Annotated in this window: 25 protein-coding genes, 1 pseudogene and 1 other annotated feature; of the genes and pseudogenes, 16 read left to right on the plus strand and 10 right to left on the minus strand. The window is 59.7% G+C overall.

The genetic code is table 11. The features are described 5' to 3' along the window. Positions 1-77: 77 nt before the first annotated feature. From ACJ8IP_RS04890 to rnm, 3 genes are all read right to left on the minus strand, one after another. Complete coding sequence (locus ACJ8IP_RS04890; protein WP_016927523.1) at positions 78-437, minus strand: Rap1a/Tai family immunity protein; 360 nt, start codon at positions 435-437, stop codon at positions 78-80. Between the two features lie 115 nt (positions 438-552). After that, the gene (locus ACJ8IP_RS04895) at positions 553-1,173 is read right to left on the minus strand and encodes an L-threonylcarbamoyladenylate synthase (RefSeq protein ID WP_033643268.1); all 621 of its coding nucleotides are present in this window, start codon (positions 1,171-1,173) and stop codon (positions 553-555) included. A 47-nt stretch (positions 1,174-1,220) separates the two neighbouring features. Further along, positions 1,221-2,102: an RNase RNM gene (rnm, locus tag ACJ8IP_RS04900; protein WP_033650240.1), complete on the minus strand. Its 882-nt coding sequence runs from the start codon at positions 2,100-2,102 to the stop codon at positions 1,221-1,223. A gap of 252 nt (positions 2,103-2,354) precedes the next feature. After that, positions 2,355-2,458, plus strand: a sequence feature (Trp leader region). 24 nt (positions 2,459-2,482) lie between these two features. Here rnm and ACJ8IP_RS04905 point away from each other — a divergent pair. The 6 genes and pseudogenes from ACJ8IP_RS04905 (at position 2,483) to ACJ8IP_RS04930 (ending at position 9,577) form a co-directional block, all read left to right on the plus strand. Beyond that, complete coding sequence (locus ACJ8IP_RS04905) at positions 2,483-4,045, plus strand: anthranilate synthase component 1 (protein WP_042784677.1); 1,563 nt, start codon at positions 2,483-2,485, stop codon at positions 4,043-4,045. Beyond that, a pseudogene (gene trpD, locus ACJ8IP_RS04910) lies at positions 4,045-5,641 on the plus strand (bifunctional anthranilate synthase glutamate amidotransferase component TrpG/anthranilate phosphoribosyltransferase TrpD). Before ACJ8IP_RS04905 ends, trpD begins: the two are co-directional and overlap by 1 nt. A 3-nt stretch (positions 5,642-5,644) precedes the next feature. Then, the gene (trpCF, locus tag ACJ8IP_RS04915; protein ID WP_089191876.1) at positions 5,645-7,006 is read left to right on the plus strand and encodes a bifunctional indole-3-glycerol-phosphate synthase TrpC/phosphoribosylanthranilate isomerase TrpF; all 1,362 of its coding nucleotides are present in this window, start codon (positions 5,645-5,647) and stop codon (positions 7,004-7,006) included. A gap of 26 nt (positions 7,007-7,032) precedes the next feature. After that, on the plus strand, positions 7,033-8,238 hold the full coding sequence (gene trpB / locus ACJ8IP_RS04920) for a tryptophan synthase subunit beta (RefSeq protein WP_187181470.1): 1,206 nt from the start codon (positions 7,033-7,035) through the stop codon (positions 8,236-8,238). Continuing rightward, a complete protein-coding gene (gene trpA / locus ACJ8IP_RS04925) occupies positions 8,238-9,044 on the plus strand; it encodes a tryptophan synthase subunit alpha (protein WP_033650237.1) in 807 nt (268 codons plus the stop codon). The genes trpB and trpA overlap by 1 nt, the downstream gene beginning before the upstream one ends. A gap of 218 nt (positions 9,045-9,262) precedes the next feature. Next, positions 9,263-9,577: a BON domain-containing protein gene (locus ACJ8IP_RS04930; RefSeq protein WP_016927515.1), complete on the plus strand. Its 315-nt coding sequence runs from the start codon at positions 9,263-9,265 to the stop codon at positions 9,575-9,577. 44 nt (positions 9,578-9,621) lie between these two features. Here the strand turns inward: ACJ8IP_RS04930 and ompW are convergent, their stop codons facing one another. Next, positions 9,622-10,254, minus strand: a complete 633-nt coding sequence (gene ompW, locus ACJ8IP_RS04935; RefSeq protein WP_019452715.1) for an outer membrane protein OmpW — start codon at positions 10,252-10,254, stop codon at positions 9,622-9,624. 286 nt (positions 10,255-10,540) lie between these two features. Here ompW and ACJ8IP_RS04940 point away from each other — a divergent pair, with 286 nt between their 5' ends. After that, positions 10,541-10,981 carry a YkgJ family cysteine cluster protein gene (locus ACJ8IP_RS04940; RefSeq protein WP_033643277.1) on the plus strand — a complete coding sequence of 147 codons (441 nt, stop codon included), beginning with the start codon at positions 10,541-10,543 and terminating at the stop codon, positions 10,979-10,981. Positions 10,982-11,015: 34 nt separating this feature from the next. After that, positions 11,016-11,768, plus strand: coding sequence for a YciC family protein (locus ACJ8IP_RS04945; protein WP_033643278.1), 753 nt, complete (start codon positions 11,016-11,018; stop codon positions 11,766-11,768). Between the two features lie 50 nt (positions 11,769-11,818). Here ACJ8IP_RS04945 and ACJ8IP_RS04950 read toward each other — a convergent pair whose 3' ends face one another. Continuing rightward, entirely contained in the window at positions 11,819-13,522 is a 1,704-nt protein-coding gene (locus tag ACJ8IP_RS04950) for a SulP family inorganic anion transporter (protein ID WP_033643279.1), read from the minus strand. A gap of 221 nt (positions 13,523-13,743) precedes the next feature. On the opposite strand from ACJ8IP_RS04950, the gene ACJ8IP_RS04955 reads away from it, so the two are divergent. Continuing rightward, entirely contained in the window at positions 13,744-14,283 is a 540-nt protein-coding gene (locus ACJ8IP_RS04955; protein WP_033643280.1) for a septation protein A, read from the plus strand. Positions 14,284-14,359: 76 nt separating this feature from the next. Then, positions 14,360-14,788 (plus strand): acyl-CoA thioester hydrolase YciA, encoded by a 429-nt coding sequence (gene yciA / locus ACJ8IP_RS04960; protein ID WP_004932085.1) that lies wholly within the window; start codon positions 14,360-14,362, stop codon positions 14,786-14,788. 70 nt (positions 14,789-14,858) lie between these two features. Here the strand turns inward: yciA and tonB are convergent, their stop codons facing one another. Continuing rightward, positions 14,859-15,602 (minus strand): TonB system transport protein TonB, encoded by a 744-nt coding sequence (gene tonB / locus ACJ8IP_RS04965; RefSeq protein WP_033643281.1) that lies wholly within the window; start codon positions 15,600-15,602, stop codon positions 14,859-14,861. A 235-nt stretch (positions 15,603-15,837) separates the two neighbouring features. Further along, positions 15,838-16,491: an epoxyqueuosine reductase QueH gene (locus tag ACJ8IP_RS04970; RefSeq protein ID WP_033643282.1), complete on the minus strand. Its 654-nt coding sequence runs from the start codon at positions 16,489-16,491 to the stop codon at positions 15,838-15,840. Between the two features lie 176 nt (positions 16,492-16,667). Here ACJ8IP_RS04970 and ACJ8IP_RS04975 point away from each other — a divergent pair, with 176 nt between their 5' ends. Next, positions 16,668-16,964, plus strand: a complete 297-nt coding sequence (locus ACJ8IP_RS04975; RefSeq protein WP_147838014.1) for a YciI family protein — start codon at positions 16,668-16,670, stop codon at positions 16,962-16,964. Between the two features lie 109 nt (positions 16,965-17,073). Here the strand turns inward: ACJ8IP_RS04975 and ACJ8IP_RS04980 are convergent, their stop codons facing one another. Beyond that, the gene (locus ACJ8IP_RS04980; protein ID WP_033650235.1) at positions 17,074-17,928 is read right to left on the minus strand and encodes a LysR family transcriptional regulator; all 855 of its coding nucleotides are present in this window, start codon (positions 17,926-17,928) and stop codon (positions 17,074-17,076) included. Positions 17,929-18,019: 91 nt separating this feature from the next. Between ACJ8IP_RS04980 and ACJ8IP_RS04985 the strand changes: the two genes are divergently transcribed. Next, the gene (locus ACJ8IP_RS04985) at positions 18,020-18,979 is read left to right on the plus strand and encodes a DMT family transporter (RefSeq protein ID WP_164057226.1); all 960 of its coding nucleotides are present in this window, start codon (positions 18,020-18,022) and stop codon (positions 18,977-18,979) included. A gap of 37 nt (positions 18,980-19,016) precedes the next feature. On the opposite strand, the gene ACJ8IP_RS04990 is transcribed toward ACJ8IP_RS04985, so the two are convergent. Next, on the minus strand, positions 19,017-20,018 hold the full coding sequence (locus ACJ8IP_RS04990) for a LacI family DNA-binding transcriptional regulator (protein ID WP_033643286.1): 1,002 nt from the start codon (positions 20,016-20,018) through the stop codon (positions 19,017-19,019). 71 nt (positions 20,019-20,089) lie between these two features. Next, positions 20,090-20,644, minus strand: a complete 555-nt coding sequence (locus tag ACJ8IP_RS04995) for a D-lyxose/D-mannose family sugar isomerase (RefSeq protein ID WP_164057227.1) — start codon at positions 20,642-20,644, stop codon at positions 20,090-20,092. Between the two features lie 228 nt (positions 20,645-20,872). On the opposite strand from ACJ8IP_RS04995, the gene ACJ8IP_RS05000 reads away from it, so the two are divergent. Genes ACJ8IP_RS05000 through ACJ8IP_RS05015 form a run of 4 tightly spaced genes read left to right on the plus strand, consistent with a single transcriptional unit; the run spans position 20,873 to position 25,987 of the window. Further along, a complete protein-coding gene (locus tag ACJ8IP_RS05000; RefSeq protein WP_046687216.1) occupies positions 20,873-21,907 on the plus strand; it encodes an NAD(P)-dependent alcohol dehydrogenase in 1,035 nt (344 codons plus the stop codon). A 4-nt stretch (positions 21,908-21,911) separates the two neighbouring features. After that, complete coding sequence (gene xylB / locus ACJ8IP_RS05005; RefSeq protein WP_164106198.1) at positions 21,912-23,429, plus strand: xylulokinase; 1,518 nt, start codon at positions 21,912-21,914, stop codon at positions 23,427-23,429. Beyond that, on the plus strand, positions 23,423-24,931 hold the full coding sequence (locus ACJ8IP_RS05010; protein WP_442524382.1) for a sugar ABC transporter ATP-binding protein: 1,509 nt from the start codon (positions 23,423-23,425) through the stop codon (positions 24,929-24,931). Before xylB ends, ACJ8IP_RS05010 begins: the two co-directional genes overlap by 7 nt. 18 nt (positions 24,932-24,949) lie before the next feature. After that, entirely contained in the window at positions 24,950-25,987 is a 1,038-nt protein-coding gene (locus ACJ8IP_RS05015; RefSeq protein WP_033643291.1) for an ABC transporter permease, read from the plus strand. Positions 25,988-25,993: the final 6 nt, after the last annotated feature.

Raw genomic sequence — 25,993 nt, forward strand, 5'->3', positions numbered from 1 at the left:
TCATGATCTATTGAAGTTCGTGCGGAAAAGACCCGAGCGCACCTTATGAAAAAATGCGCACTTATTGGAATGGGAATTTAATGGCGCACGCAGGGATAGGCGGCGCTCAACGCCAGCATAATCACCGACGGTGCGGAATAATGCAGTTGCTCGGGATGTTCGTTCAAGTACTGCATTACCGCGTCGGCGGCTACGCCGATGCTCATTCCGGCCTCTGGGCAGATATTGCGATTGCCCTGCATGGAATAGGTATCGAATACGCCGGCGACGTATCCCATAAACATGCCGCCATTCAGCGCTTCGGCCACGGTGGCTTCACCGCTTTTATTTTTTACGTAACCGCCGGATTCCGCCAGCAAACCGCTGCCCGAATAAAAACCCGCATTCGCCATTGAGGAAAATAATAAGGCCGCTAAAAAAGAAACCTGTTTAATCATTGCTGCGCATCCTGCCCATTATCAATTCTGAAGTCTTCAAGAATAGCGGCTTTCACGCGAAATAGCGTCGCTTCAGCCGTTTTTCAGACAATGGGCAAAGTGGCAATATTTTACATCAGCGGAAAGGCGCCGCGTCGCCGGCACCTTCGCGCACCACTTCCGGCGAGGATTCGGTCAGATCGATAACCGTGGTCGGCTGTTGGCCGAGGAAGCCGCCGTGGATCACCAGATCGACCACCTTGCCCAAATGATCGCTGATCTCTTCCGGATCGGACTCGGCGAAATCATTGCCCGGCAGCATCAGCGTGGTGGACATCATCGGTTCGTTCAACGCCTCCAACAGCGCCAGCGCGATCGGGTTCGACGGCACGCGCAGGCCGATGGTTTTGCGCTTTTCATTCATCAGGCGGCGCGGCACTTCTTTGGTCGCTTTCAGAATGAACGTGTAGTTGCCCGGCGTATTGTTTTTGATCAGACGGAACGCCGTATTATCGACGTGAGCATAGGTCGACAACTCGGACAGATCGCGGCACATCAGGGTAAAGTTGTGGTTGCCGTCCAGCTGACGGATGCGGCAAATGCGCTCCATCGCCGCCTTCTCTTCCAGCATGCAGCCCAGCGCATAGCCGGAATCGGTGGGATAGACGATCACCCCCCCTTTGCGCAGCACCTCTACCGCCTGGTTGATCAGGCGCGGCTGCGGGTTGTCCGGGTGAATATAAAAAAGCTGACTCATGACTTGCTCCTAAAATAATGCCCGCGCGCGTTGCCACGCGCGTAAAATCAGACCGCCTGGTCCGGCTGCGGCCAATCGCGCCACACCGGCTCAACGCCGCCCGGCAGCCACAGCTTGCGCCCCAGTTCGATCCACGAGCAAGGTTGATGGAAATCAGAGCCTTGCGAGGCCAACAGGCGGTAGTCTTGCGCGTATTTCGCCAGCTGAGTGCGCTCATGCGGCGCCTGCTGACACTGCGCCACTTCCATGGCGTCGCCGCCGTGTTCGGCGAAATGCGCCAGCAAGCGTTTCAGCCATTTCGCGGTCAAATCGTAACGGCCCGGGTGCGCCATCACCGCCTGGCCGCCCGATTGATGAATCGCATCAATGGCTTGTTCTATTGTACACCACTGCGGCGGTACATAGCCGGTTTTCCCCTTGGCCAGGTATTTCTTGAACACCTGAGCCATATTGTCCGCCACACCGATCTCCACCAGGTAACGGGCGAAATGGCCGCGGGTCACCGCGCCGGCTCCGGCCAGGCGCTGGGCGCCGGCATAGGCGTCGGGAATACGCGCCTTGCCCAGCCGCACGCCGATCTCCTGCGCCCGCCGGTTGCGGCGTTCGGTTTGTTCCGCCAACAGCGCCACCAGCGCCGGATGCGCGACGTCCATACCCAACCCAACAATATGGATTTCATGATTTTCCCACAGCGTCGAGATTTCCACTCCATTGACCAACCGCAACGGCAACGCCTGCTCCGCGATGGCGGCGGCGGCCTCGGCCAGCCCGGCGGTCGTGTCGTGATCGGTGATCGCCAACACACCCACGCGCATCTCTACCGCCCGCTGCACCAGTTGCGTCGGCGTCAGGTAGCCGTCGGAGGCGGTCGTATGGCTGTGGAGATCGTACAGGGTAAAAGCGGTGGATTGAGGGTTACTGTCTGTCAAAACGGCTATCCGGCAATGGCTTGGTTTTCTATCATACCTGCGATCGGCGGCCGGACGGAAATCTATTCTGCCCCGGCTGGGCGCGCGGGCGGGATGATGAACAGAATTCACGCTGACCGCTAAAACATTGTACAAAAAGGGGGTTGACTTTGCCCTCGCGAACCAGTTAACTAGTACACAAGTTCACGGCAGTGGCCGTGTCGGATGAGAGTTAACAAAGAGAGTCTGCAAATGAACACATACATTTCTCTTCACGGTTGGTGGCGTACCTCCCTCTTGCGGGCGGTGTAATCGCGCATAGCTGTCATCTGACAATGCAGATTTCCTGAGCCCGCACCTGATGCGGGCTTTTTTATGGACAGAATTCACTGGAACCACCGATGATGAACATCAAACCACAATTGACATTACTGAAGGCGCAGGCCAGTTACCGGGGCGATCCCACCACCCTTTTCCACCAGCTGTGCGGCGCCCGGCCGGCCACCCTGCTGCTGGAATCGGCGGAAATAAACAGTAAACAGAATCTGCAGAGCCTGCTGGTGATCGACAGCGCGCTGCGCATCACCGCGCTGGGTCACACCGTCAGCGTGCAGGCGCTCACCGCCAATGGCGCGGCGCTGCTGCCGCTGCTGGACGAAGCGCTGCCGCCCGAGGTCAGCATTCAGGCGCGCCCAAACGGCCGCGAGCTGACCTTCCCGGCGATCGACGAGGTGCAGGACGAAGACGCGCGCCTGCGCTCCCTGTCGGTATTCGACGCGCTGCGCACGCTGCTGACCCTGGTCGACTCCCCGGCGGACGAGCGTGAAGCCGTGATGCTGGGCGGCCTGTTCGCCTACGATCTGGTCGCCGGTTTTGAAAACCTGCCGGCGCTGCGCCAGGATCAACGTTGCCCGGACTTCTGCTTCTATCTGGCGGAAACTCTGCTGGTGCTGGATCATCAACGCGGTTCCGCCCGATTGCAGGCCAGCGTCTTCAGCGAGCAAGCGAGTGAAATACAACGCCTGCAGCAGCGTCTGGCACAATTGCAGACCGAATTGAAACAAACCCCGCAGCCGATCCCGCACCAAAAGCTGGAGAACATGCAGCTGAGCTGCAACCAGAGCGACGAAGAGTACGGCGCGGTGGTCAGCGGGCTGCAGGAAGCGATCCGTCACGGCGAGATTTTCCAGGTGGTGCCGTCGCGCCGCTTTTCCCTGCCGTGCCCGGCGCCGCTGGCGGCCTACCAGACCTTAAAAGACAACAACCCCAGCCCGTACATGTTCTTCATGCAGGATGACGAGTTCACCCTGTTCGGCGCTTCGCCGGAGAGCGCGCTGAAATACGACGCGGGCAATCGCCAGATCGAAATCTACCCGATCGCCGGCACCCGCCCGCGCGGCCGCCGAGCCGATGGTTCACTGGATCTGGATCTCGACAGCCGCATCGAGCTGGAAATGCGCACCGACCACAAAGAGCTGGCCGAGCACCTGATGCTGGTCGATCTGGCGCGCAACGATCTGGCGCGCATCTGCCAGGCCGGCAGCCGCTACGTGGCCGACCTGACCAAAGTGGATCGCTATTCGTTCGTCATGCACCTGGTTTCCCGCGTGGTGGGCACCCTACGCGCCGATCTCGACGTGCTGCACGCCTACCAGGCCTGCATGAATATGGGCACCCTGAGCGGCGCGCCAAAAGTGCGGGCGATGCAGCTGATCGCCGCCTCCGAAGGCACGCGCCGCGGCAGCTACGGCGGCGCGGTAGGCTACTTTACCGCCACCGGCGATCTGGATACCTGCATCGTCATTCGCTCAGCCTACGTCGAAGACGGCATCGCCACCGTGCAGGCCGGCGCCGGCGTCGTGCTGGACTCCATCCCGCAGGCGGAAGCCGACGAAACCCGTAATAAAGCCCGTGCCGTGCTGCGCGCCATCGCCACTGCGCACCATGCCAAGGAGGTGTTCTGATGGCCGATATCCTGCTGCTCGACAACGTCGACTCCTTTACCTACAACCTGGTCGATCAGCTGCGCGCCAGCGGCCACCAGGTGGTGATTTACCGTAACCAGATCGCCGCCGAGGTGATCATCGAGCGTCTGGCACAGATGGAACAGCCGGTGCTGATGCTGTCGCCCGGCCCCGGCGCCCCTTCCGAAGCGGGCTGCATGCCGGAACTGCTGCAACGCCTGCGCGGCCGGCTGCCGATCATCGGCATCTGCCTCGGCCACCAGGCGATCGTTGAAGCCTATGGCGGCCAGGTCGGCCAGGCGGGGGAGATCCTGCACGGCAAAGCCTCGGCGATCGTTCACGACGGTGAAGGCATGTTCGCCGGCATGGCCAACCCGTTGCCGGTGGCGCGTTACCACTCGCTGGTCGGCAGCAACATCCCGGCCGATCTGACCGTCAACGCCCGGTTCGGCGAGATGGTGATGGCGGTACGCGACGATCGCCGCCGCGTATGCGGCTTCCAGTTCCACCCGGAATCGATTCTGACCACCCATGGCGCGCGCCTGCTTGAGCAGACCCTGGCCTGGGCGCTGGCGAAGTCATAAAAGGAACACGACGATGCAACCTATCCTTGAGAAACTGTACCGCGCTGAATCGATGAGCCAGCAGGAAAGCCAGCAGCTGTTCAGCGCCATCGTGCGCGGCGAACTGGAGCCGAGCCAACTGGCGGCGGCGTTGATCAGCATGAAAGTCCGCGGCGAGCGCCCGGAAGAGATCGCCGGCGCCGCCAAAGCGCTGCTGGAAGATGCTCAACCGTTCCCGCGCCCTGACTATCTGTTTGCCGATATCGTCGGCACCGGCGGCGACGGCACCAACAGCATCAATATTTCGACCGCCAGCGCCTTTGTGGCGGCGGCGTGCGGCGCGAAAATCGCCAAACACGGCAACCGCAGCGTCTCCAGCCGCTCCGGCTCTTCGGATCTGCTGGCGGCATTCGGCATCCGCTTGGATCTGCCGGCGGAAGAGGCGCGCAAGGCGTTGGACGATCTTGGCGTGTGCTTCCTGTTCGCGCCGCAGTACCACACCGGCTTCCGTCACGCCATGCCGGTACGCCAGCAGTTGAAGACCCGCACGCTGTTCAACGTGCTGGGCCCGCTGATCAACCCGGCGCGTCCGCCGCTGGCGCTGATCGGCGTTTACAGCCCGGAACTGGTGCTGCCGATCGCCGAAACCCTGCGCGTGCTGGGCTATCAGCGCGCGGCGGTGGTTCACGGCGGCGGCATGGACGAGGTGGCGATCCACGCCCCGACGCACGTGGCGGAATTGAACAACGGCGAAATCTGCAGTTATCAGCTCACGCCGCAGTCCTTCGGATTGGAAACCTATCCGCTGGAGGCCTTGCTGGGCGGCACGCCGGAAGAAAACCGTGACATTTTGGCGCGGCTGTTACAAGGTAAAGGCGAGCCGGCGCACGCCGCGGCGGTCGCGGCCAACGTCGCGTTGCTTCTGAAGTTATTCGGACATGAAGACCTGCGCCAAAATGCGCGGCAGGCACTGGATATGATCAACAGCGGGCAGGCCTATGAGCGTGTCATCGCACTGGCGGCAAGAGGATAAATGATGCAGGAAACCGTGCTACACAAGATTGTCCGCGACAAAGCGCAATGGATCGCGGCGCGACAACAGCAACAGCCCCTGGCCGGCTTTCAGAATGACATCGTACCGAGCGAACGCAGCTTCTACCACGCGCTGCAGGGCACCCGTACGGCTTTCATTCTCGAATGCAAGAAGGCCTCGCCTTCCAAGGGGCTGATTCGCGAAAACTTTGATCCGGTGGAGATCGCCACGGTCTATAAAGATTTCGCCTCGGCGATCTCGGTGCTGACCGACGAGAAATACTTCCAGGGCAGCTTTGATTTCCTGCCGCTGGTGAGCAAAACCGTCAGCCAACCGGTGTTGTGCAAAGACTTTATCATCGACCCGTATCAGATTTACCTGGCGCGCTACTATCAGGCCGACGCTATCCTGCTGATGCTGTCGGTGTTGACCGACGAACAGTACCGCCAGCTGGCGGCGGTGGCCCACAGCCTCAATATGGGCGTGCTGACCGAAGTGATCAGTGAAGAAGAGCTGCAGCGGGCGATCGCGCTGGAAGCGCGCGTGGTCGGCATCAATAACCGCGATCTGCGCGATCTGAGCATCGATCTGGACCGCACCCGGCAGTTGGCGCCGCGCGTGCCGCATGGGGTGACGGTGATCAGCGAGTCGGGCATCAACAACTACGGGCAGATCCGCGAGCTCAGCCACTACGCCAACGGTTTCCTGATCGGCAGCGCGCTGATGTCGGAACCCGATCTGCGCGCCGCCGTGCGCCGCGTGATCCTGGGCGACAATAAAGTGTGCGGTCTGACTCGCCCACAGGACGCCGCCGCCGCGTATCAGGCCGGCGCCATCTACGGCGGATTGATTTTCGTCGGACGCTCGCCGCGCTATGTGGATATCGTCCGCGCCCGCGAAGTCATTTCCGGCGCGCCGCTGAAGTACGTCGGCGTATTCTGCGACGCCCAGCTCGATACCGTGGCGCTGACCGTGGAGCGCCTCGGTCTGCAGGCGGTGCAACTGCACGGCGCGGAGGACCAGGCCTATATCAGCGCCCTGCGCGCCCGCTTGCCGGCCGATTGCCGCATCTGGAAAGCGCTGAGCGTGAAAGAACGAGTGCCAGCGCGCGATCTGCAGCATGTCGATCGCTATCTGCTGGACAACGGCGCAGGCGGCACCGGCCAACGCTTCGACTGGTCGGTATTGCAAGGCGAAGATCTGACCAACGTGATGCTGGCGGGCGGTCTGCGCGCCGACAACTGCGTCGAAGCGGCCAAGCTCGGCTGCGCCGGTCTGGACTTCAATTCCGGCGTGGAAAGCGAACCGGGCATCAAGGATCCCGCGCGCCTGGCCTCGGTCTTCCAAACCCTGCGCGCTTACTGAATACGGCTCTACATTAATAACGGATAATGACGGGAACTCTCATGACGCTGCTTAACCCCTACTTCGGCGAATTTGGTGGTCAATACGTACCGCAAATTCTGATGCCGGCCCTGAAACAACTCGAAGAAGCCTTTGTCAGCGCTCAGCGCGATCCGGCGTTTCAGGCGGAATTCATCGATCTGTTGAAGAACTACGCGGGCCGCCCTACGGCGCTGACGCTGTGCAAAAATCTCACCGCCGGCAGCAACACCAAGCTCTATCTGAAGCGGGAAGATCTGCTGCACGGCGGCGCGCACAAGACCAACCAGGTGCTGGGCCAGGCCCTGCTGGCCAAGCGCATGGGCAAAACCGAGATCATCGCGGAAACCGGCGCCGGCCAACACGGCGTCGCGTCGGCGCTGGCCTGCGCGCTGCTCGGCCTGAAATGCCGTATCTATATGGGCGCCAAAGACGTTGAGCGCCAGTCGCCGAACGTGTTCCGCATGCGGCTGATGGGCGCGGAAGTGATCCCGGTGCACAGCGGCTCCGCCACCCTGAAAGACGCCTGCAACGAAGCGTTGCGCGACTGGTCCGGCAGTTATGAAACCGCGCACTATATGCTCGGCACCGCGGCCGGCCCGCACCCGTACCCCACCATCGTGCGTGAATTCCAGCGCATGATTGGCGAAGAGACCAAAGCGCAGGTGCTGGAGCGCGAAGGCCGCCTGCCGGATGCGGTCATCGCCTGCGTCGGCGGCGGCTCCAACGCCATCGGCATGTTCGCCGATTTTATCGATGACGTCGACGTTGGGCTGATCGGCGTGGAACCCGCCGGTCTGGGCATCGAAACCGGTCAGCACGGCGCGCCGCTCAAGCATGGCCACGTCGGCATCTATTTCGGCATGAAGGCGCCGATGATGCAGACCGCCGAAGGCCAGATTGAAGAATCCTATTCGATCTCCGCCGGGCTGGACTTTCCGTCCGTCGGGCCGCAGCACGCCTACCTGAACAGCACCGGCCGCGCCGAATACGTGTCGATCACCGACGACGAAGCGCTGGAAGCGTTCAAGGCGCTGTCGCGCCATGAAGGCATCATCCCGGCGCTGGAATCCTCACACGCCCTGGCGCACGCGCTGAAAATGATCCGTGAAACGCCGCAAAAAGAGCAAATCCTGGTGGTCAACCTGTCCGGCCGCGGCGACAAAGACATATTTACCGTTCACGACATTTTGAAAGCACGGGGAGAAATCTGATGGAACGTTATCAGCAACTGTTCACGCGTCTGGAAAGCAGCAAGGAAGGCGCCTTCGTCCCGTTCGTGACGCTGGGCGATCCTAATCCGGCGCTGTCGCTGCAGATTATCGACACCCTGATCGAAGCCGGCGCGGACGCGCTGGAGCTGGGTATCCCCTTCTCCGATCCGTTGGCGGATGGCCCAACCATCCAGAGCGCGACGCTGCGTGCCTTCGCCGCCGGCGTTACGCCGACCCAGTGTTTCGAGCTGCTGGCGGCCATTCGTCAGAAGCACCCGACCATTCCCATCGGCCTGCTGATGTACGCCAATTTGGTGTTCCATAAGGGCATCGATGCCTTTTACCAACGCTGTGCGGAAGTGGGCGTGGATTCGGTGCTGGTCGCCGACGTGCCGTTTGAAGAATCGGCGCCGTTCCGCGCCGCGGCCGTGCGCCACGGTATCGCGCCCATCTTCATTTGCCCGCCGAACGCCGACGACGATCTGCTGCGTGAGATCGCTTCACACGGTCGCGGCTACACCTATCTGCTGTCGCGTTCCGGCGTCACCGGCACCGAAAGCCGGGCGCAGTTGCCGCTGCATCACCTGGTGAACACGCTGCGCGAGTATCACGCCGCGCCGCCGCTGCAGGGCTTCGGCATCTCCGAGCCCGAGCAGGTGAAGGCTGCGCTGCAGGCCGGCGCCGCCGGCGCCATCTCCGGATCGGCAATCGTCAAAATCATCGAACGGCACCATGCCAACCCGGCGGAAATGCTGACCAAGCTGGCGGCCTTCGTCAGCGCGATGAAGCACGCGACCCGCGCGTGATCCCCTTCGGCGAGCGCCTTGCCGGCGCTCGCTTTAACAGCTTGTTTCCCCTCAAAGTTTGTTCTATTTATTTACAGCAAAAATTTGAACAAACCCGCGTCTTGTCTCACAATAAACATTGTTCGCTATGCATTTCTTCATTTGATTTGGGGAATGCGCTCGCTGCGGCGAAAAAACCGCATCGAATTTCAACCATAACATTGCATGGAGAGTAATTTATGAAGCTGTTTAAAACCCTTTCGGCCTTGTGCATGGCAGCCGTTGTGGCGGTCGCGGTGAGCGCTTGCGCACCGACGGCGAAATCGGAGGGAACAGGCGGTTATATCGATGACACCGTGGTCACCACCAAAGTGAAATCGGCGCTGCTGGCGGATAAAAACATCAAGTCGCGCGAAATCAGCGTGGAAACCTTTAAAGGACGCGTGCAGTTGAGCGGCTTCGTGACGTCAAGCGATGACGCCAATCGTGCGGTGCAGGTCACACGCGGCGTGGCCGGCGTGAAATCTGTTGAGAACGTCATGCAGGTTAAATAATACCGACACAGGGAGGCGCAATGCCTCCCTGTTTGCGGCCTTCATCAGAAGCGATAACCCGCCCCAAACATAAACACCCACGGATCCAAACGCGTATCGAAGCTGTGGTGCCCACCGTTCGCGTCGTTGAAACGCGTTTTGGTTTCGATGTTCATCCACCACACCGACATGTTCAGCATCCAGTGCTCATCCAGGTTGTAATCCAGACCGGCCTGCGCCGCCACGCCCCAGGAGTCTTTCAGATCGAGGTTGCTCAACCCGGCGCTTTTGCCGTAGTCGTTGAACTTCTCGTCGAAGAAAGTGGTGTAGTTAACGCCGACGCCCAGATAAGGACGCAGTTTGTCCTGCTTGTCGCCGAAGTAGTATTGCGCCATCAGCGTAGGCGGCAGTTGATGAACGGTCGCCAGATCGGTGCCGCCCAGGGTAACCTTGTGGCGGAACGGTGTCGCGGCCAACAACTCAACGCCGATGTTGTCCGTCACCATATAACCGAAGGTCAAACCGAGCTGGGTATTGTTTTTCGCATCCAGCGATCCCAAACCCAATACGTTGTCCGAGCCCGCATTTGGACGCACCGTCGCGGTGCCCGCACGGAACAGGAAATCACCGGCCTGATGCGCACTTGCCAACATAGGCGCCATCATCGTCGCCAATACCACCAGAGTTGTCTTTTTCATTATCCATTCCATTTGTGTGGTTAATCTCTCGAGGGGGAATATACCTACTTTCGGGTATTTGTGATCCCATCGAGATCACATCTTATGTGTAAAATTTTAAAATCCCACCAAAAACAAGGTTACCTAACCGCTTAATAAATCAAGGATTGATCTGCATCAAAAAAACGATTTTGTTGCAAATTATCTACATGTTCAAATTTCAGTTGCGGAAAAAAATACGGCTGAGGTAATTTCATCTTCCGTGTTGGTTTTGGTTGGTGCCGTGAGGAGTCGGCGGGCAATCAAGATGAGCGAAATCCTTAATCCCTGTGTCAGCTGCGGCGCATGCTGCGGTTATTTTCGAGTGTCATTCTATTGGGCCGAGGCCGAAGACGGCGGCGGCACCGTTCCCCTTTCCCTGACGGAGCCTCTGACCCCGTTCCTGCGCTGCATGCAGGGGACCAACAGCAAGTCTCCGCGCTGCACCGCGCTGGACGGCGAGATTGGCAAAGCCGTGTCGTGCTCGATTTATCTTAATCGGCCCAGCCCGTGCAGAGAGTTCGATCAGTCCGGTGAAAACGGCCTGCGCAACGAAGCCTGCGATCGCGCTCGAGAACGCTACGGCCTGCCCCCCTTGCCGGTGCCCTTGCCGCTGTCGTTGCCTGAGACGACGATCGTTGAAGAAATAGACGTAGTGCAATTCGCGGGGTGCCACAGCGGCGTGGAACAGGGTACAATCACCCACTGATTTATCTCTGTTTTCTCGACGCCAAGGAGTCTGCATGCCTATCACGGCCAACGCTTTGTACCGTGACAGTTTTAACTTTTTACGCAATCAACTGGCCAGCATCCTGATGCTGGCGCTGTTGACGGCGTTTATCTCGGTGCTGCTGAACCAAGCTTTCAGCCCCGATGCCGAACAGTTGGCAACGCTGGCCGCCTCCACCAGCGATTTCGCGTCGTCGACCGGCATGGGCATTCAGGACGTGATCCAGCAGATGACGCCGGAACAGCAGATGGTGTTGCTGAAAGTGTCGGCCGCCGCCACGTTCTCCGCGCTGGTCGGCAACGTGCTGCTGGTCGGTGGGATGCTGACGTTGATCCGTCTGGTGTCTCAGGGGCAACGCACCAGCGCCCTGCGCGCGCTCGGCGCCTCGGCGCCCGATCTGCCGCGCCTGCTGCTGCTGCTGTTTATCTGCACCTTGCTGATCCAGCTCGGCCTGACGCTGTTCGTGGTGCCGGGCGTGATCATGGCTATCGCCTTCGCGTTGGCGCCGGTGATCGCCTCCGTCGACAAGAAAGGCGTCTTCGCTTCGCTCAAGCTGAGCAGCAAATTGGCCTTCGCCAATGCGCGCGTGATTGTGCCGGCGATGATGCTGTGGTTGGCGGCCAAGCTGCTGGTGCTGTTTTTAGTGAGCCATCTGTCAGTGCTGACGCCGAACGTGGCCAGCGTCGTGCTGACCGCGTTAAGCAACCTGGTCTCCGCCCTGCTGCTGATCTATCTGTTCCGTTTGTATATGCTGCTGCGCGGCTGACGCCGGCGCAACAAATGCCCAGGGGCACGCTTCGGCGCGCCCCTTTTTGTTTACCCCACCGCGGCGGCTTCCGCCTGTTCCTTACTCTGAATCAGCTTCAGCGCCAGATACAGATCCGGCACCAAAATCAGCTCCTTGTCCCGCCCCAACCGATTGATGCGGAACCAGCGCGTCAGTTCAGTGCGGCGCCCGGCCAGCACCAGTTTGACGTTACGCTGCAACAGATCGCGTTTCAGTTCGTCGATGGCCGCCAGCACGCTGATATCGGCATGGGTAAAGCTGGCCACCGCGTCCACCACCACCCAGCGCGGCTGGAATGGCGTACTGTCGACCAAATTGAGAATGCGGCGTTTGAAGTAGGCCACGTTGAAGTAGGTCAGCGGCGAATTGAAGCGATACATCATGACGCCGGGCACCGCCTTCACCCCATTGTTGTTGCCCATGGAATGGATCATGCCTTCGTCGTTAACGCCCAGCAGCTGTTCCGTCGGCCGAAAGACGGTGTGCAGAAACTGCATCAGCCCCAGCAACACCGCCAGCCCGATGCCGCTGATCACCCCGACCAACAAGACGCTGAGGAAGGTAAATATCGCCAGGCGGAAAGCCTGCGCGTTGCGGCGGCGCAAGATCCAGATGCCGCGAAAATCCAGCAGCGACCAAGCCGCATACATCAGCACCACGCCCAATCCCGCCACCGGAATAAACTGCAGCGGCGCCATCAGGAACAGCAAGACGAAAGCGATCACCGCGGCGGCGATGATCGACACGAGCTGGCTCTTGCCGCCGTTGGCGTCATTCACCGCGGTGCGCGAATCCGCCCCGCTGATGGCGAAGCCTTGCGACAATGCGGAGACGATATTCACCATCCCCAGCGCGCGAAACTCAGCGTCAGCGTTGACCTCATAGCCATTTTTGGCCGCGAAACTGCGGGCGGTCAGCATCATGCTGACAAAGCTCACGACCGCCAGGTTGAGCGCCGGGATCACCATGTCGCGCAGCAGCCCGGGCTGAAAGTCCGGCCACTGGACGATCGGCAACACGCCGCTGAAACCGCCCACCGTCACCACGCCATACTGCTGCAATCCGCCCGCCCAGGTGACGAACGCCGCCAGCACGATGGCGAACAGCGGCGCCGGCCAGTTAGGCCGCCATTTTTTAAATCCGAGCAGCGTCACCAGCGTCAGCAAGGACACCGCCATCGTCAGCCAGTCGCTGTGCAACAGGTTGGCCGGCAGCGCGTAGATGCGCTCGATCAGCTGCGCCGGGCGCACCGTGAACCCCAACACCTTGCCGATCTGATCGACGATGATGGTCAGCGCCACCCCGTTAAGCAGCCCGCTGAGGATCGGCCGCGACAGCAGATCCGCCAGCGCCCCCAGCTTGAACCGGCTGGCCAACAGGCACCAGCCGCCCATCATCGCGGTCATCATGATGGTCAACTGCCAATGGCGTTCCATATTGCCCGCCGCCAGCGGCGTCACCACCGCGGCGATCACCGCACAGGTGGCGGCATCGGGCCCGACGATCAGCTGGCGTGACGAACCGAACAGCGCATAGGCCACCATCGGCAAGATACAGGAATAAAGCCCCACCACCGGGCTAACCCCGGCCAGTTCGGCATAGGCGATGGCCACCGGCAAGGCGACGGCGGCGACGGAAAGACCGGCGCGCATATCCGGTTTGAGCCAACTGCGTTGATAGCCCAATAAATGCGTCAAACCAGGCGTCAGGGCCTGGAGAGATTTCCACTGCATGCTGTTTTCCGCGGTAAATTATCTGGTTATTATGGCACTTACTATGCGATCTGCGGCCAGCGCTGGCAATGCGCCCGTGCTTTCTTGCGTAAGTTTATGCAAATTCCTGCTTTCGCGGCAGAAATCCGCCGGCCAAACGCCGATAATCGGCAGCGCCCGGCGGTACACAGAACTCGCCGAATCCGGTATAGTCGGCCGATGAACAGATGATGGATTGATTTATGAAGCAGTTTCTTGATTTCCTCCCGTTAATTGTCTTTTTCGCTTTTTACAAGCTGTACGACATTTACGTCGCTTCCGGCGCATTGATCGTCGCCACCGCGCTGGCGCTGGTGTTCACCTGGGTGAAATACCGCAAGGTCGAGAAGATGACGCTGATCACCTTCCTGATGGTGCTGGTGTTCGGCACCCTGACGCTGGTGTTCCACAACGATTTATTCATCAAGTGGAAAGTGACGGTGATTTACGCGCTGTTCGCGCTGGCGCTGCTGATCAGCCAGTGGGTGCTCAAAAAGCCGCTGGTTCAGCGCATGCTGGGCAAAGAGCTGACGCTGCCGGACAAAGTGTGGAGCAACCTCAACCTGGCCTGGGCCCTCTTCTTCCTGGCCTGCGGCCTGGCGAACATCTATGTCGCCTTCTGGCTGCCGCAAAGCGTCTGGGTCAATTTCAAAGTCTTTGGCCTGACGGTGCTGACGCTGGTATTCACCCTGCTCAGCGGCATCTATATTTACCGGCACATGCCGGCAGAACAGAAAAAATAGTTACAAATTTGTTAATGCCTGCGGCGCTTGCCGCGGGCAGTATGATGTGATTCCCTCCTTTTAAAAGCAGACTGCTATGACACAACAACGACCTTTACCCAGCGGCGAGCTGGTGCTGCGCACGCTGGCGATGCCGGCCGATACCAATGCCAACGGCGATATTTTCGGCGGCTGGCTGATGTCGCAAATGGACATCGGCGGCGCTATCCAGGCAAAAGAGATCGCCGAGGGGCGCGTAGTGACGGTACGCGTAGACGGCATGACCTTCCTGAAACCGGTGGCGGTAGGCGACGTGGTTTGCTGCTATGCGCACTGCATCCGCACCGGGCGCAGCTCGATCACCATCAATATCGAAGTGTGGGTAAAGAAAGTCTCCTCCGCCCCAATCGGCCAGCGCTACCGGGCGACCGAAGCGGTGTTCACCTACGTGGCGGTCGATGCGGAAGGCAACTCGCGCGCGCTGCCTGAGGGTAAAATGAATTTCCGCGTCGGCTTCGAAGAGTAAGCCTGCGGCTGCGCCGCAAATGCAAAAAGGGTCGCCGAGGCGACCCTTTTTTTCTTGGCGCAAACCGAAATCAGTTCATTTCGGTGGTGCCGTTCAGCTTGAAACGAATATTGACGATAAGATCCTTCGCTTCTTTGGCTTGATACCGCCATTTGCGCAGCGCCTGTTTCACTTCTCGCTCGAACATGTTGCGCGGCTCAGCCGACAAGATGCGCACGTTGGTCACGCGGCCATCGCTGTCGACATCGAACTGCACCCGCACGTTGCCTTCGATCTGCAAGGCTCTGGCGCGCGGCGGATAAATCGGTTCCGCACGGCTGATCGGTTTTGGCCCGACCTCGCGCGAGTTGCCCTGTACCGGCGCGGCGGGCGCTTGTTTCACCGGCGCTTTATCGATCGGTTTGGCCGGCGAGTCGTTATTGAACGGCGAAGGCTCGCGCGGCTCGACCTTCTTCGGCTCCGGTTTCACCGGTTTTTCTACCTTCGGCTTTGGCTTGGGCTTCGGTTTCGGCTTGACCGGCTCCGGCTTCACAATCGCCTTCGGCGGCGGCTCCACAATAGGTTCTGGTTCAGGTTCCGGCTCAGGTTCCACCTGCGGCGGCTCCGGTTCTGCCGGAGCAGGCGGCGGCGGTTCAGCCATCGCGGCGGTGTTGACCATCATGACGCTGATCGGCGCCTCTTCAGGCTTTGGCAGCTCAACCACTTCTTTTACCGAAGCGTAAAGCAGTCCCGCCACCAGGGCGCTGTGCAGGCCTACGGACAGGACGAAAGGCACGGATATACGGCGATTAAGGAACATCTTTTTTAGCGGCATAATGATTCTGTTTCCTCTGGTTCGCCAAGTTTAAATGCAAATAGCAATCATATTCAATAACGAAAGGCAAACTATCGCTTTAATCGTCAGTCTCCGCGGCGAAAACCAGCAAACTCATAAGGATATTAACCTGAACGTTGCTTTTTTACCGCCGAATCAACACGCTTCGTTAACGTTCAGACGGCGTTAAAAAATAAAAAACCCGCCGTAGCGGGTGGATTGCGGTGATTAAGCGTTATTCTTCATCACCATAGTAGAGCACGCCCAGTTTGATCAGCGGCCGCCCTTGCGCTTTGCGATGCAGGTTGGTGTCGCGCAGCGAATAGACACAGCCGCAGTATTCCTGCTGATAGAAGCGTTCGCGCTTGCTGATCTCTATCATGCGGGCCGCGCCGCCCTTCTTGCGCCAGTTGTAATCCCAATACACCAGATCGGGATACTTTTCCGCCGCCCGAATGCCGCAGTCGGTAATCTGCTGCATGTTCTTCCAGCGCGAGATACCGAGCGAGCTGGAGATGGTGTCGTAACCGTGCTCATGCGCATACAGCGCCGTGCGCTCAAAACGCATGTCGAAGCACATGGTGCAGCGAATGCCGCGCTCCGGCTCATGTTCCATGCCCTTGGCGCGTTCGAACCAGTTGTCGGTGTCATAATCGGCATCGATGATCGGCACCCCGTGCTTTTCGGCGAAACGGATGTTCTCTTCCTTACGCAGCAAATACTCTTTTTGCGGGTGAATGTTGGGGTTATAGAAGAAAATAGCGTACTCGATGCCGGACGCCTGGATCGCTTCCATCACCTCGCCGGAACAGGGCGCACAGCAAGAATGCAGCAGCAGTTTGCTTTTGCCCGCAGGCAAATCGAGTTTTTCCCTTACCAGTTCCGTCATGTCCTCACCTCAATGGCATATCTGTTTAAGCGCGCCGCACTATACGAATAAAAAGTAGCGGCTTCAAGGCATAAGCGCCAATCCCCCCCATAAATTCACCGCGCGCCGTTCCCCTGCCGCGCCTTTTGCGCTACCTTGGTAGCACCGTTTTATAGCCATGATTTTACAGGTGAAATATGCTTTATCTGATCTACGCGCAAGACGTTCCCCACTCACTGGAAAACCGTCTGGCGGTGCGCCCGGCACATCTGGCGCGCCTGCAGGCGCTGCGTGACGCCGGCCGTCTGGTGGTCGCCGGCCCCAACCCGGCCATCGACAGCAACGATCCCGGCGCCGCCGGCTTCAGCGGTTCAACGGTGATCGCCGAGTTCGCCTCACTGGCGGAAGCCCAGGCCTGGGCGCAGCAGGATCCGTACGTCGCCGCCGGCGTCTACGCCGACGTGACGGTGAAGCCGTTCAAACAGGTGTTCTGATCTCCAGCCCTCCGAATACCGGGAACGCCCCGCTATACGGCGTTTCCGGCGCTAGCCACACCTCTGCTTGACCGTCGCGCTCGGGTCGTCTTCCCCACGCGGTCGATATTCATGTTCCGCCCCGGAAATACTCACCGATAACGCTTTCCAGCATCGCCACCGCCGATTGACCGGCGGCAGCGGCAGAGCGCAGCAGCTGCACTTCGTGCGGAGCGACCGACGGCAATTCGTCGAGGATCCGCATCGCCGCCGTCACGCGTGCGCGGTCGAGCAGCGTGACGGCCAATCCTGCCTCGACGGCGGCAGCCACCACGCTGGCCGATGGGCTGCTCACAACCACTCGCCAATGCCTTCCCGCCCCGCTCAATGCATCGATCATAGCCTCTCGGTAAGGGCAATCGGCGGCATGCAACGCCAATGGTATCGGTTGGGCCATATCCAGCGCCAACCGGCGGCCGCCAACCCAAACCGGCGCAGTCACCGCAAGCGGCATCTGGCGCAGTCCCCCCATCGGCAGCACCGCCAACGCCAGCTGTAGCCGGTTGCGCCCGATCTGTTCAACCAACGCCTGGCTGGCGGCCGTAGACACCTCCAGCATCACCGCAGGAAAACGGGTGGCAAACGCCGGCAGCACATCGCGCATGACATGTGATGCGTATTCATCAGGCACTCCCAGCTTGATATGTCCACTCAGCGGTGCGCCCTGCAGCTCACGCAGAATATCGTCGTGGGCATTCAACAGCCCGAGCGTCGAGGCCAGCAGTTTGTCGCCTAAGGGCGTCAACACGACGGACTGATTGTCGCGCTCCAGCAAGCGGCCGCCCACGACCTGTTCCAGACGCTGAATATGAACGCTCACCGCGGCTGGGCTGCGATGAACAAAGGCCGCCGCCGCACGAAATTGCCCCAAACGGGCGATAGCGTGAAAAGTGCGCAAAAGATTAATGTCCAGGGTTGGCCGCATGGTTTAACTCCATTAAACAACTGAACGAAAATTATTCGATTTATTAAATTATAGCGGCTCACTACCCTTGGGGAAAAAGGAGAAGATCACCATGCCCCTGTCAGAATTTCGTCCACCTGCCTGCCGCGATAAGGTGGGCGACAAAGCCGCCGTCTGGTTGCCGGCCGCGGAAGTCCTGCTGATCGTCGCCTGGAGCTCGGGCTTTGTCGGCATCCGTTTCGCCGCCGATTACGCGCCGGTGTTGCTGGTGGCGTTCTGGCGCTGTGTCGTGGTCGCTTTACTGCTGATGCCGTTTAGCCTTCGCGCCATCAGGCGCTCCTCGCCGCAGTCGGTAGCCGCTCACGCCGGGATCGGGCTGCTCGCCATGACCGGATACCTGACCGGCGTCAGTAAAGGCATCGAGTACGGCGTGCCGACCGGGTTGGCCGCGCTCATCGCCGATTTGCTCCCTCTCGGCACCGCACTCTTGAACATGCTGTTTCAACGCCGGCTGCCCGATGGCCGCGTCTGGCTCGGCCTGGCATTAGGCTCCCTCGGGGTAATATTGGCGACGGGCGGTGCTATTTCCTGGGGAAGTGCGCCATTGTGGAGCTACCTGTTGCCGCTGGCGGGGATGCTGTCACTGGCACTGGCGACGCTGTGGCAGCAACGGCTGCCGCAGGCGCAAGCGGTAAGCCTGCCCGCCAGGTTGGGGATACAAAGCGCGATTTCAGCGCTGGCTTTTACCCCACTGGCAGGCGCAGAAAGCCCGCTGCTGCCAACCATGACGACAGGGTTGGTTATTGGCGTGCTTTGGACCGCGCTTTTGGCCACCCTGGCCGGTTACGGTTTGTATTGGTTCTGCCTTAGGCATACCTCTGCATTGCGTGTGACGAGCCTGCTGTTCCTCAGCCCCTTCGTCACCTTCTGCTGGGCATGGTTAATGTTCGATGAGCCCCTTTCCTGGCCCATGCTGCTGGGCGCAGCAACGGCGGGGAGCGGCTTGTGGCTGCTTATCCGCCCCCCGATGAGGGGCCGGACTGAACGCGCTGAAATGAATAATGGCAGATAAGGTTAACGGAGATGCCGGCTACACGTTGCCGGCACCGTTACACGACGAGTTTTCCCCGTACCACCACCTTGCCCGGTTTTATCTCGGGATCGGCAATACGGCGGATCGCCAGATTCAACGCTTGCCAGGCGATCTCTTGCAAGTCGTGTGACACGCAGGGGAAATGGAAACCGTAGATCTCGGCATGTGAAACCTCATCGATGCTGAACAACGACACGTCCTGCATCAACGGCAACCGATGTTCGATACAGGCCTTGATGATGCCCAGCGAGATCTGGTTATTGCAGCCGACGAAAAAATCGGGGGCGGGGTTATTGGCCAGCCAGCGGCTCGTCTCTTGCCAGGCGACATCCATAAAGAAATCGGCATACCGCACGTCGAGCGAAGCCACCTTCCCTTGCAATGCCGCCTGCAAGCCAGTGACCCTGTCACGCGCAACGTTGGAATTCTCCGGCCCGGAGATCACCACCACCCGCTGCGCCTGCTGTTCCAGAAGCCAACGCCCCGCCTGAAGGCCGCAATCCAGATTATCAATATACACCCCGCTGCAGTGGTGACTCTCCAATTCCCGATCGATCAACACCACCGGTATATTGAGCGTTTCCAGACGTTTGAGGTAGGAAGGCCGGTACAGATGATCGTTGGAAATGACCGAGAGAATAATCGCATCGACGTTGTAGCCAATGAGTTTGTCGATGATCCTGTCTTCGCTTTCCTGAGACTCATAGGAGTCGAACACCAGCGTGTCGTACCCCATCTTTTGCGCTTCAAGCGTCATCAGGCGCGTCAGGCCGCCAAAGAATGGGTTGGCCATGTCGGGGTTGACGATGCCAATGGTTCTGCTGCTTTTCGCCCGCAGATTGCGCGCCGCGGCATTGACCACGTAACCGAGTTCGGCGGCGGTCTCCCGAATTCTCCTCAACGTTTCCGGATGGACCTTGTCCGGCTGTGAAAATGCCCGCGAAGCGGTTATTTTGCTGACGTTCGCCTGTGCGGCGACGCTAGCCAGCGTCGCTTTCCGTCCTCGACCCACGGCCAAATGCAGCTCCTTAGCTTGAATGTATCATTTTGTATCATTCCCGGCATCATGACAGAACTTTGTTCTTGGCGCTAATGGTTTACGCCGGCAAGACGGTTAATTCGCGGATCGGTAAAAATATCCAGCTCGTCACGGCTCTCGGAAGAGAACTCGGACACCACCGCGCCCTGCTTCCCCGCCTGAAACCAGTGACGGGTATTGGGCGCAATGGTGTATTGTTCCCCCGGCCGCAAGAGGATATAGCGATGACAGGTATACCACTGCTCCGCGCCCTCTGGCACCCGGCATACCGGTTGGCCGCCGCGATCGTTGGGCGCCAGACTTTCATCATCGACAAACAAAAACACCTCTCCCCAACGGCAACGGAACGTCTCTTGCTTGCCGGGCGTGCCGGCAAAGGGAGGGTGTAAATGTTCCGGGCAAGTCTGCCCAGGAAACAGCACCAGCTCTTTCGCGCAATACCGAGGTGAGTTGACGTAGGTCAGCAGCTGCAACCCGGACGCGGGATAGTCGGCCAGACCAAACGTCGCAATTTCAATGCGTTGCTGTTCTTCTTCGGTCAAGATAATGTCCGCCTGGCGCAAATACTCCAGCGTAGCGGCTCTGGCGCTTTGTTGTTTGTTCATCATTCCCCCGGCAAAGTAACGGTATCGATATCAACATGCCGATATTAAAACCGTCATTGCCACGCCGATTTTGTGACCACCGTCGCTATATTGAATAACAACCCGCCAGCAAAATTAACTCTCGTCGAGTAATTCCAACATTGATCACAGTTTAACCACCCGCATTGGCTCACTATCGCCGCATTGAAATGATATCGTTACCATAAAAATGATTCACCAGGAGGCAATATGAAAGCATTAGTGCTGGCCAAAGCAGGGGAAATCGCTATCGAGGACGTCCAACTGGCCGAAACGCTGGGGCCCGACGATGTACAGATAAAAATTCATTCCGTGGGCATCTGCGGCAGCGATGTGCACTATTACCAGCATGGCCGCATTGGCCCGTTTGTGGTCAAAGCCCCGATGGTGCTCGGCCATGAGGCCGCCGGCGTGGTGCTCGCGACAGGTGAAAACGTCACTCACCTCAGCGTCGGCGATCGCGTTTGCATGGAGCCCGGCATTCCCGACCTCAACTCGGCGCAGACGCGCGCCGGGATTTACAACCTGGACCCCGCCGTTCGCTTCTGGGCGACGCCGCCGGTGCACGGCTGTTTGCGCGAAACCGTCATCCACCCCGCCGCATTCACGTTCAAACTGCCGGACAACGTCAGTTTCGCTGAAGGCGCCATGGTTGAACCCCTGGCCATCGGCATGCAAGCGGCCACCAAAGCCGGGATCAAACCCGGCGATATCGCGCTGGTGATCGGCGCTGGGCCGATCGGCGTGGTCACCGCCCTCGCGGCGCTGGCGGGCGGCTGCTCGGACGTCATTATCTGCGACCTGTTTGACGAGAAACTCGCCGTGGCGGCCAGCTATGAAGGGCTGCACGCCGTCAATATCAAAACCGGCGACCTGGCGGGTAAAGTGGCTGCGCTCACCAGCGGCAATGGCGTCGATATCGTGTTTGAATGCAGCGGCGCAAAACCGGCTATCGCTACGCTGGCCGAACATGCGGCGCCAGGGGCGACCGCCGTGCTGGTCGGCATGCCGATCGACGCCGCGCCGATGGATATCGTCGCCGCGCAGGCCAAGGAAATCACCTTCAAGACCATTTTCCGCTACGCCAACATGTATCCGCGCACGCTGCGGCTGTTGAGCAGCGGCAAATTGCGCGTCCAGCCGCTGATAAGCCAAACCTACAAATTCTCCGACAGCGTGGCCGCCTTCGAGCGCGCGGCGGCGGGACATGCCTCGGACATCAAAATCATGCTGGAAATGGAGTGATCCTATGGCGCTCTATGCTGGCATAGACTGCGGTACGCAAGGCACGAAAGTCGTGATTGTCGACAGCACACAGGGCGTGATCCTCGGTGAGGGCAGCGCCCCTCACCGCCTCATCAGCCAAGCCAATGGCCGGCGCGAACAAGAGGCCGACTGGTGGATTGAGGCATTGGTCACCGCGTTTCACCAAGCCGTGACTAACGCCGGTATTGATGCCGGGGAAATTAACGCTCTCGGGGTCTCGGGCCAACAGCATGGATTTGTGCCGCTGGACGCAGACGGCAACGTGCTGCACAGCGTCAAGCTGTGGTGCGATACCGAAACCGCGGAGGAAAACGAACTGCTGCTGCAGCGGCTCGGCGGCGCCAAGGGCTCGCTGGACAAGCTCGGCCTGCGGCTCGCCACCGGTTATACCGCGTCAAAAATCCTTTGGTTCAAGACGCACCATCCGGCGCTCTGGGCAAAACTGCACACCGTGCTGCTGCCGCATGATTATTTGAACTTCTGGCTGACCGGGGAGCGTGTAGCGGAATATGGCGATGCTTCCGGCACCGGGCTGTTCGATGTGCGCGCCCGTAGCTGGAGTCAAGCCGCCGTCAATCTTATCGATGACAGCGGCCGTTTATGGCATGCCCTGCCGCCGCTCAAAAGCGCGGAATGCTGCATCGGCACGGTGCGCCCCTTCGCGGCGGAAAAGCTCGGCCTTGGCCCGGCAGTTCGGGTCTCGACCGGCGGCGGCGACAACATGATGGCGGCTATCGGTTCCGGCAACATCGAGGCCGGCACCGTTACCCTAAGCCTGGGCACCTCCGGCACGCTATTCGCCTGGTCCGCCGCGCCCGTCGTGGCGGAATCCGACATGATTGCCGGTTTCTGCTCCAGCACCAACGGGTGGCTGCCCTTGATATGCACCATGAATGTCACCTCGGCCACCACGGCCATGCAGACGCTGCTGGACGAAGATCTTGACGGCTTTAACCGCTTATTGGCGCAGGCGGCGCCGGGTGCCGGCGGCGTCGAGATGCTGCCGTTCTTCAACGGCGAACGCGTTCCCCCGCTGCCCCACGCGCGCGCCAGCCTGCATAACCTCGATAGCGACAATTTTACTCGCGCCAATCTCTGCCAGGCGGTGGTTGAAAGCGCCACCTACGGCCTGCGCTATGGCATCGAGCTGTTTCGCCGCCAGGGCATCGAAACGCGCGAGATCCGCCTCACCGGCGGCGGCGCCCGCAGCGCCGCCTGGCGACAAATCGTCGCGGACGTGATGGGGTGCCCGGTGGTCTGCCTGAATGTCAAAGAGACCGCCGCGCTGGGCGGCGCCATTCAAGCGATGTGGGCGACGTCGTTGGCCGATCGCCCGCACCAGAACGCCGCCGGGCTCTTGGCAGAACTGTGCCAACGCTTCGTTTCCCTGGATGAAGCCACGCGCACGACGCCAAACGCCGACAGGCAAACGCAATACGAGACGCTTTATCAACGGTACCTGCAGCGTTTGCAGCGGACATACCCGGAGGTTCAATCGTGACGCGAGATCCCCATACGCAAGCCCCTGCCTACCTGCTGGAAGTCAGCGGCGTCAGGAAAGCCTTTGGCTCGGTCGTGGCGCTCAAGAACGCCGAGTTTTGCCTGCGGCGCGGATCCATCCATGCCCTGTGCGGCGGCAACGGCGCGGGGAAATCCACCTTTCTCAGCATTCTGATGGGCTTTATTCAACCCGATGGCGGCGACATTTTTATCAATGGTCAACGCTGTGAATTTCATCATCCCCGGGAAGCCCTCAATGCCGGCATCGCCATCGTGCAGCAGGAGCTGAGCGCGATCCCGGATCTGACGGTGGCCGAAAACATTTGGCTGGGCCGCGAGCCGAGACGCCTGGGTTTCGTCGACTTTGCGACACTCAACCAACGCACCACCCATCTGCTCAAGGAACTTGATTTCAAGATCGACGCCCGAGAAAAAATGCGCAACCTGAGCGTCGCCGAGCAGCAACTGGTCGAGATCGCCAAAGCGCTGTCGCACGCCAATGCCGACATCATCATCATGGATGAACCCACCTCGGCGATTGGCGAAGAGGATGCGCAAAAAATCTTTCAGACGCTTCAGCAGCTGGCGGCGAAAGGTAAAGGCATTATCTACGTCTCCCACCGTTTGTCCGAGATATTCCAAATCGCGGACAGCTACACCATTTTCCGCGACGGCGCCTATATCCATGAGGGCTATATCGCCGACATTACCCGCGAGCAGTTGATCGAACACATTATCGGCGGCGAGTACGACAGCGAGTTCGCCAAGTTCAATCAACCCGGCGAAGAGGTCTTGCTGGAGGTCAACGGACTGTGTTGGCGCAGCAAGATAAAGGATATCAGCCTGCAACTGAAGCACGGTGAGATCCTGGGCATCTACGGCCTGGTGGGATCGGGCCGCAGCGAGTTTCTCGATCTTATCTTCGGCATTCAGCATGCCGACGCCGGCACGATTCGCTTGGGCGACAAGACGCTGAACCGCCATTCCCCGCGAGAGGCCATCGATAGCGGCATTGCCTACGTGACGGAAGATCGCAAGGAAACCGGCCTGGTGCTGTGCCGTTCCGTCAGTGAGAACATCAATATCGCCTCTTTTGCCGGCATCAGCCGAATGGGGTTCGTCAGCGAGAAACGGGAGCAGGCGCGAACCCGCGACATGATCCAGCGCTTTAACGTTAAAACCCACGATGGCGAACAGCCCGTGGGCAACCTGAGCGGCGGCAACCAGCAAAAAGTGGTGCTGGGCCGCTGGGCGCTGCTGGATCCGGAGGTTTTGCTGCTCGACGAACCGACGCGCGGTATCGACGTCGGCGCCAAGAAAGAGATCTATCGATTTATGTCGGAGTTCGCCTTGCAAAACAAAGGGATCATCATGGTTTCCTCCGAGCTTTCGGAAATTATCGGCATGAGCGATCGCATCCTGGTGTTTCGTGACGGGCAGTTGGCCGGCGAGCTTGCGGCAGCCGATGCGACTCAGGCAGCACTGATGAAACTTGCGGTTTAACAGAGAGAGAAAAACAAAATGAGCAGCGCCCACTCCTTATCACCAGGAATGTCATTTTTCACCCGCAATAAGCGCCGTATGCACAAATACGGCATTATCATCGCCTTCTTCGCGCTGTGCCTGATCGTGGCGCTGATTGGCGAATATCAGGTCGCCCAGGGGGCCTGGAGCAGCAATTATTTTCTCAGCAATGAAAACACCCTGATCGTACTGCGCCAGGTCTCGATCAACGGCATTCTGGCGATAGGCATGACCTTCGTCATCATCACGGCAGGCGTCGATCTCTCCGTCGGCTCGGTGCTGGCGTTAAGCGGCATCGTCGCCGCCCGCTTCGCCACCAACAATAGCGGATTGGCTATCGGCGATACCGCGACCGCCGTTATGGCGCCGCTGATCGTGGCGCTGGGGATCGGCATCGTCTGCGGCCTGGTGAACGGCACCGTGTTGGCTCGCTACCGGCTGCAGCCGTTTATCGTCACCATGGGCATGCTCTCCGCGGCGCGCGGGTTAACCATGTTGACCACCAACGGCAATCCAGTATCGCAATTGAACAGCGATTTCCGCTGGTTAGGCAATGGCTATGTCGGCGGCGTTCCGGTGCCCGTCATCATCTTCATCGTGCTGTTCGCCCTCGCCTGGCTCGTGCTGAATAAAACCCTCTTCGGGCGCTACATCTACGCCGTCGGCGGCAACCCGAAAAGCGCGCGCACCTCGGGGATTAACGTCACGCGCATCAAAATACTGGTGTATACGCTGTGCGGCGCGCTGGCCGGCATCGCCGGCCTGATCCTCACCGCGCGCACCGGTTCGGCGCAAACCAACGCCGGCGCTGGGTATGAGCTGGACGCCATCGCGGCGGTGGTGATCGGCGGCACCAGCATGGCCGGCGGCGTCGGTACGCTGGTCGGCACCTTCTTCGGCGTGCTGATTATCGGGGTGATGAATAACGGCCTCGATCTGCTCGGCGTGCAATCGTACTACCAACAAATTATCAAAGGCGCATTGATCGTTCTTGCCGTCTTGCTCGACCCATCGCGTAAGCAACAGCGCGATTAATAACAT

It is taken from the genome of Serratia sp. CY52157 (assembly GCF_052168495.1).
In the GTDB taxonomy this organism is placed as follows: domain Bacteria; phylum Pseudomonadota; class Gammaproteobacteria; order Enterobacterales; family Enterobacteriaceae; genus Serratia; species Serratia ureilytica.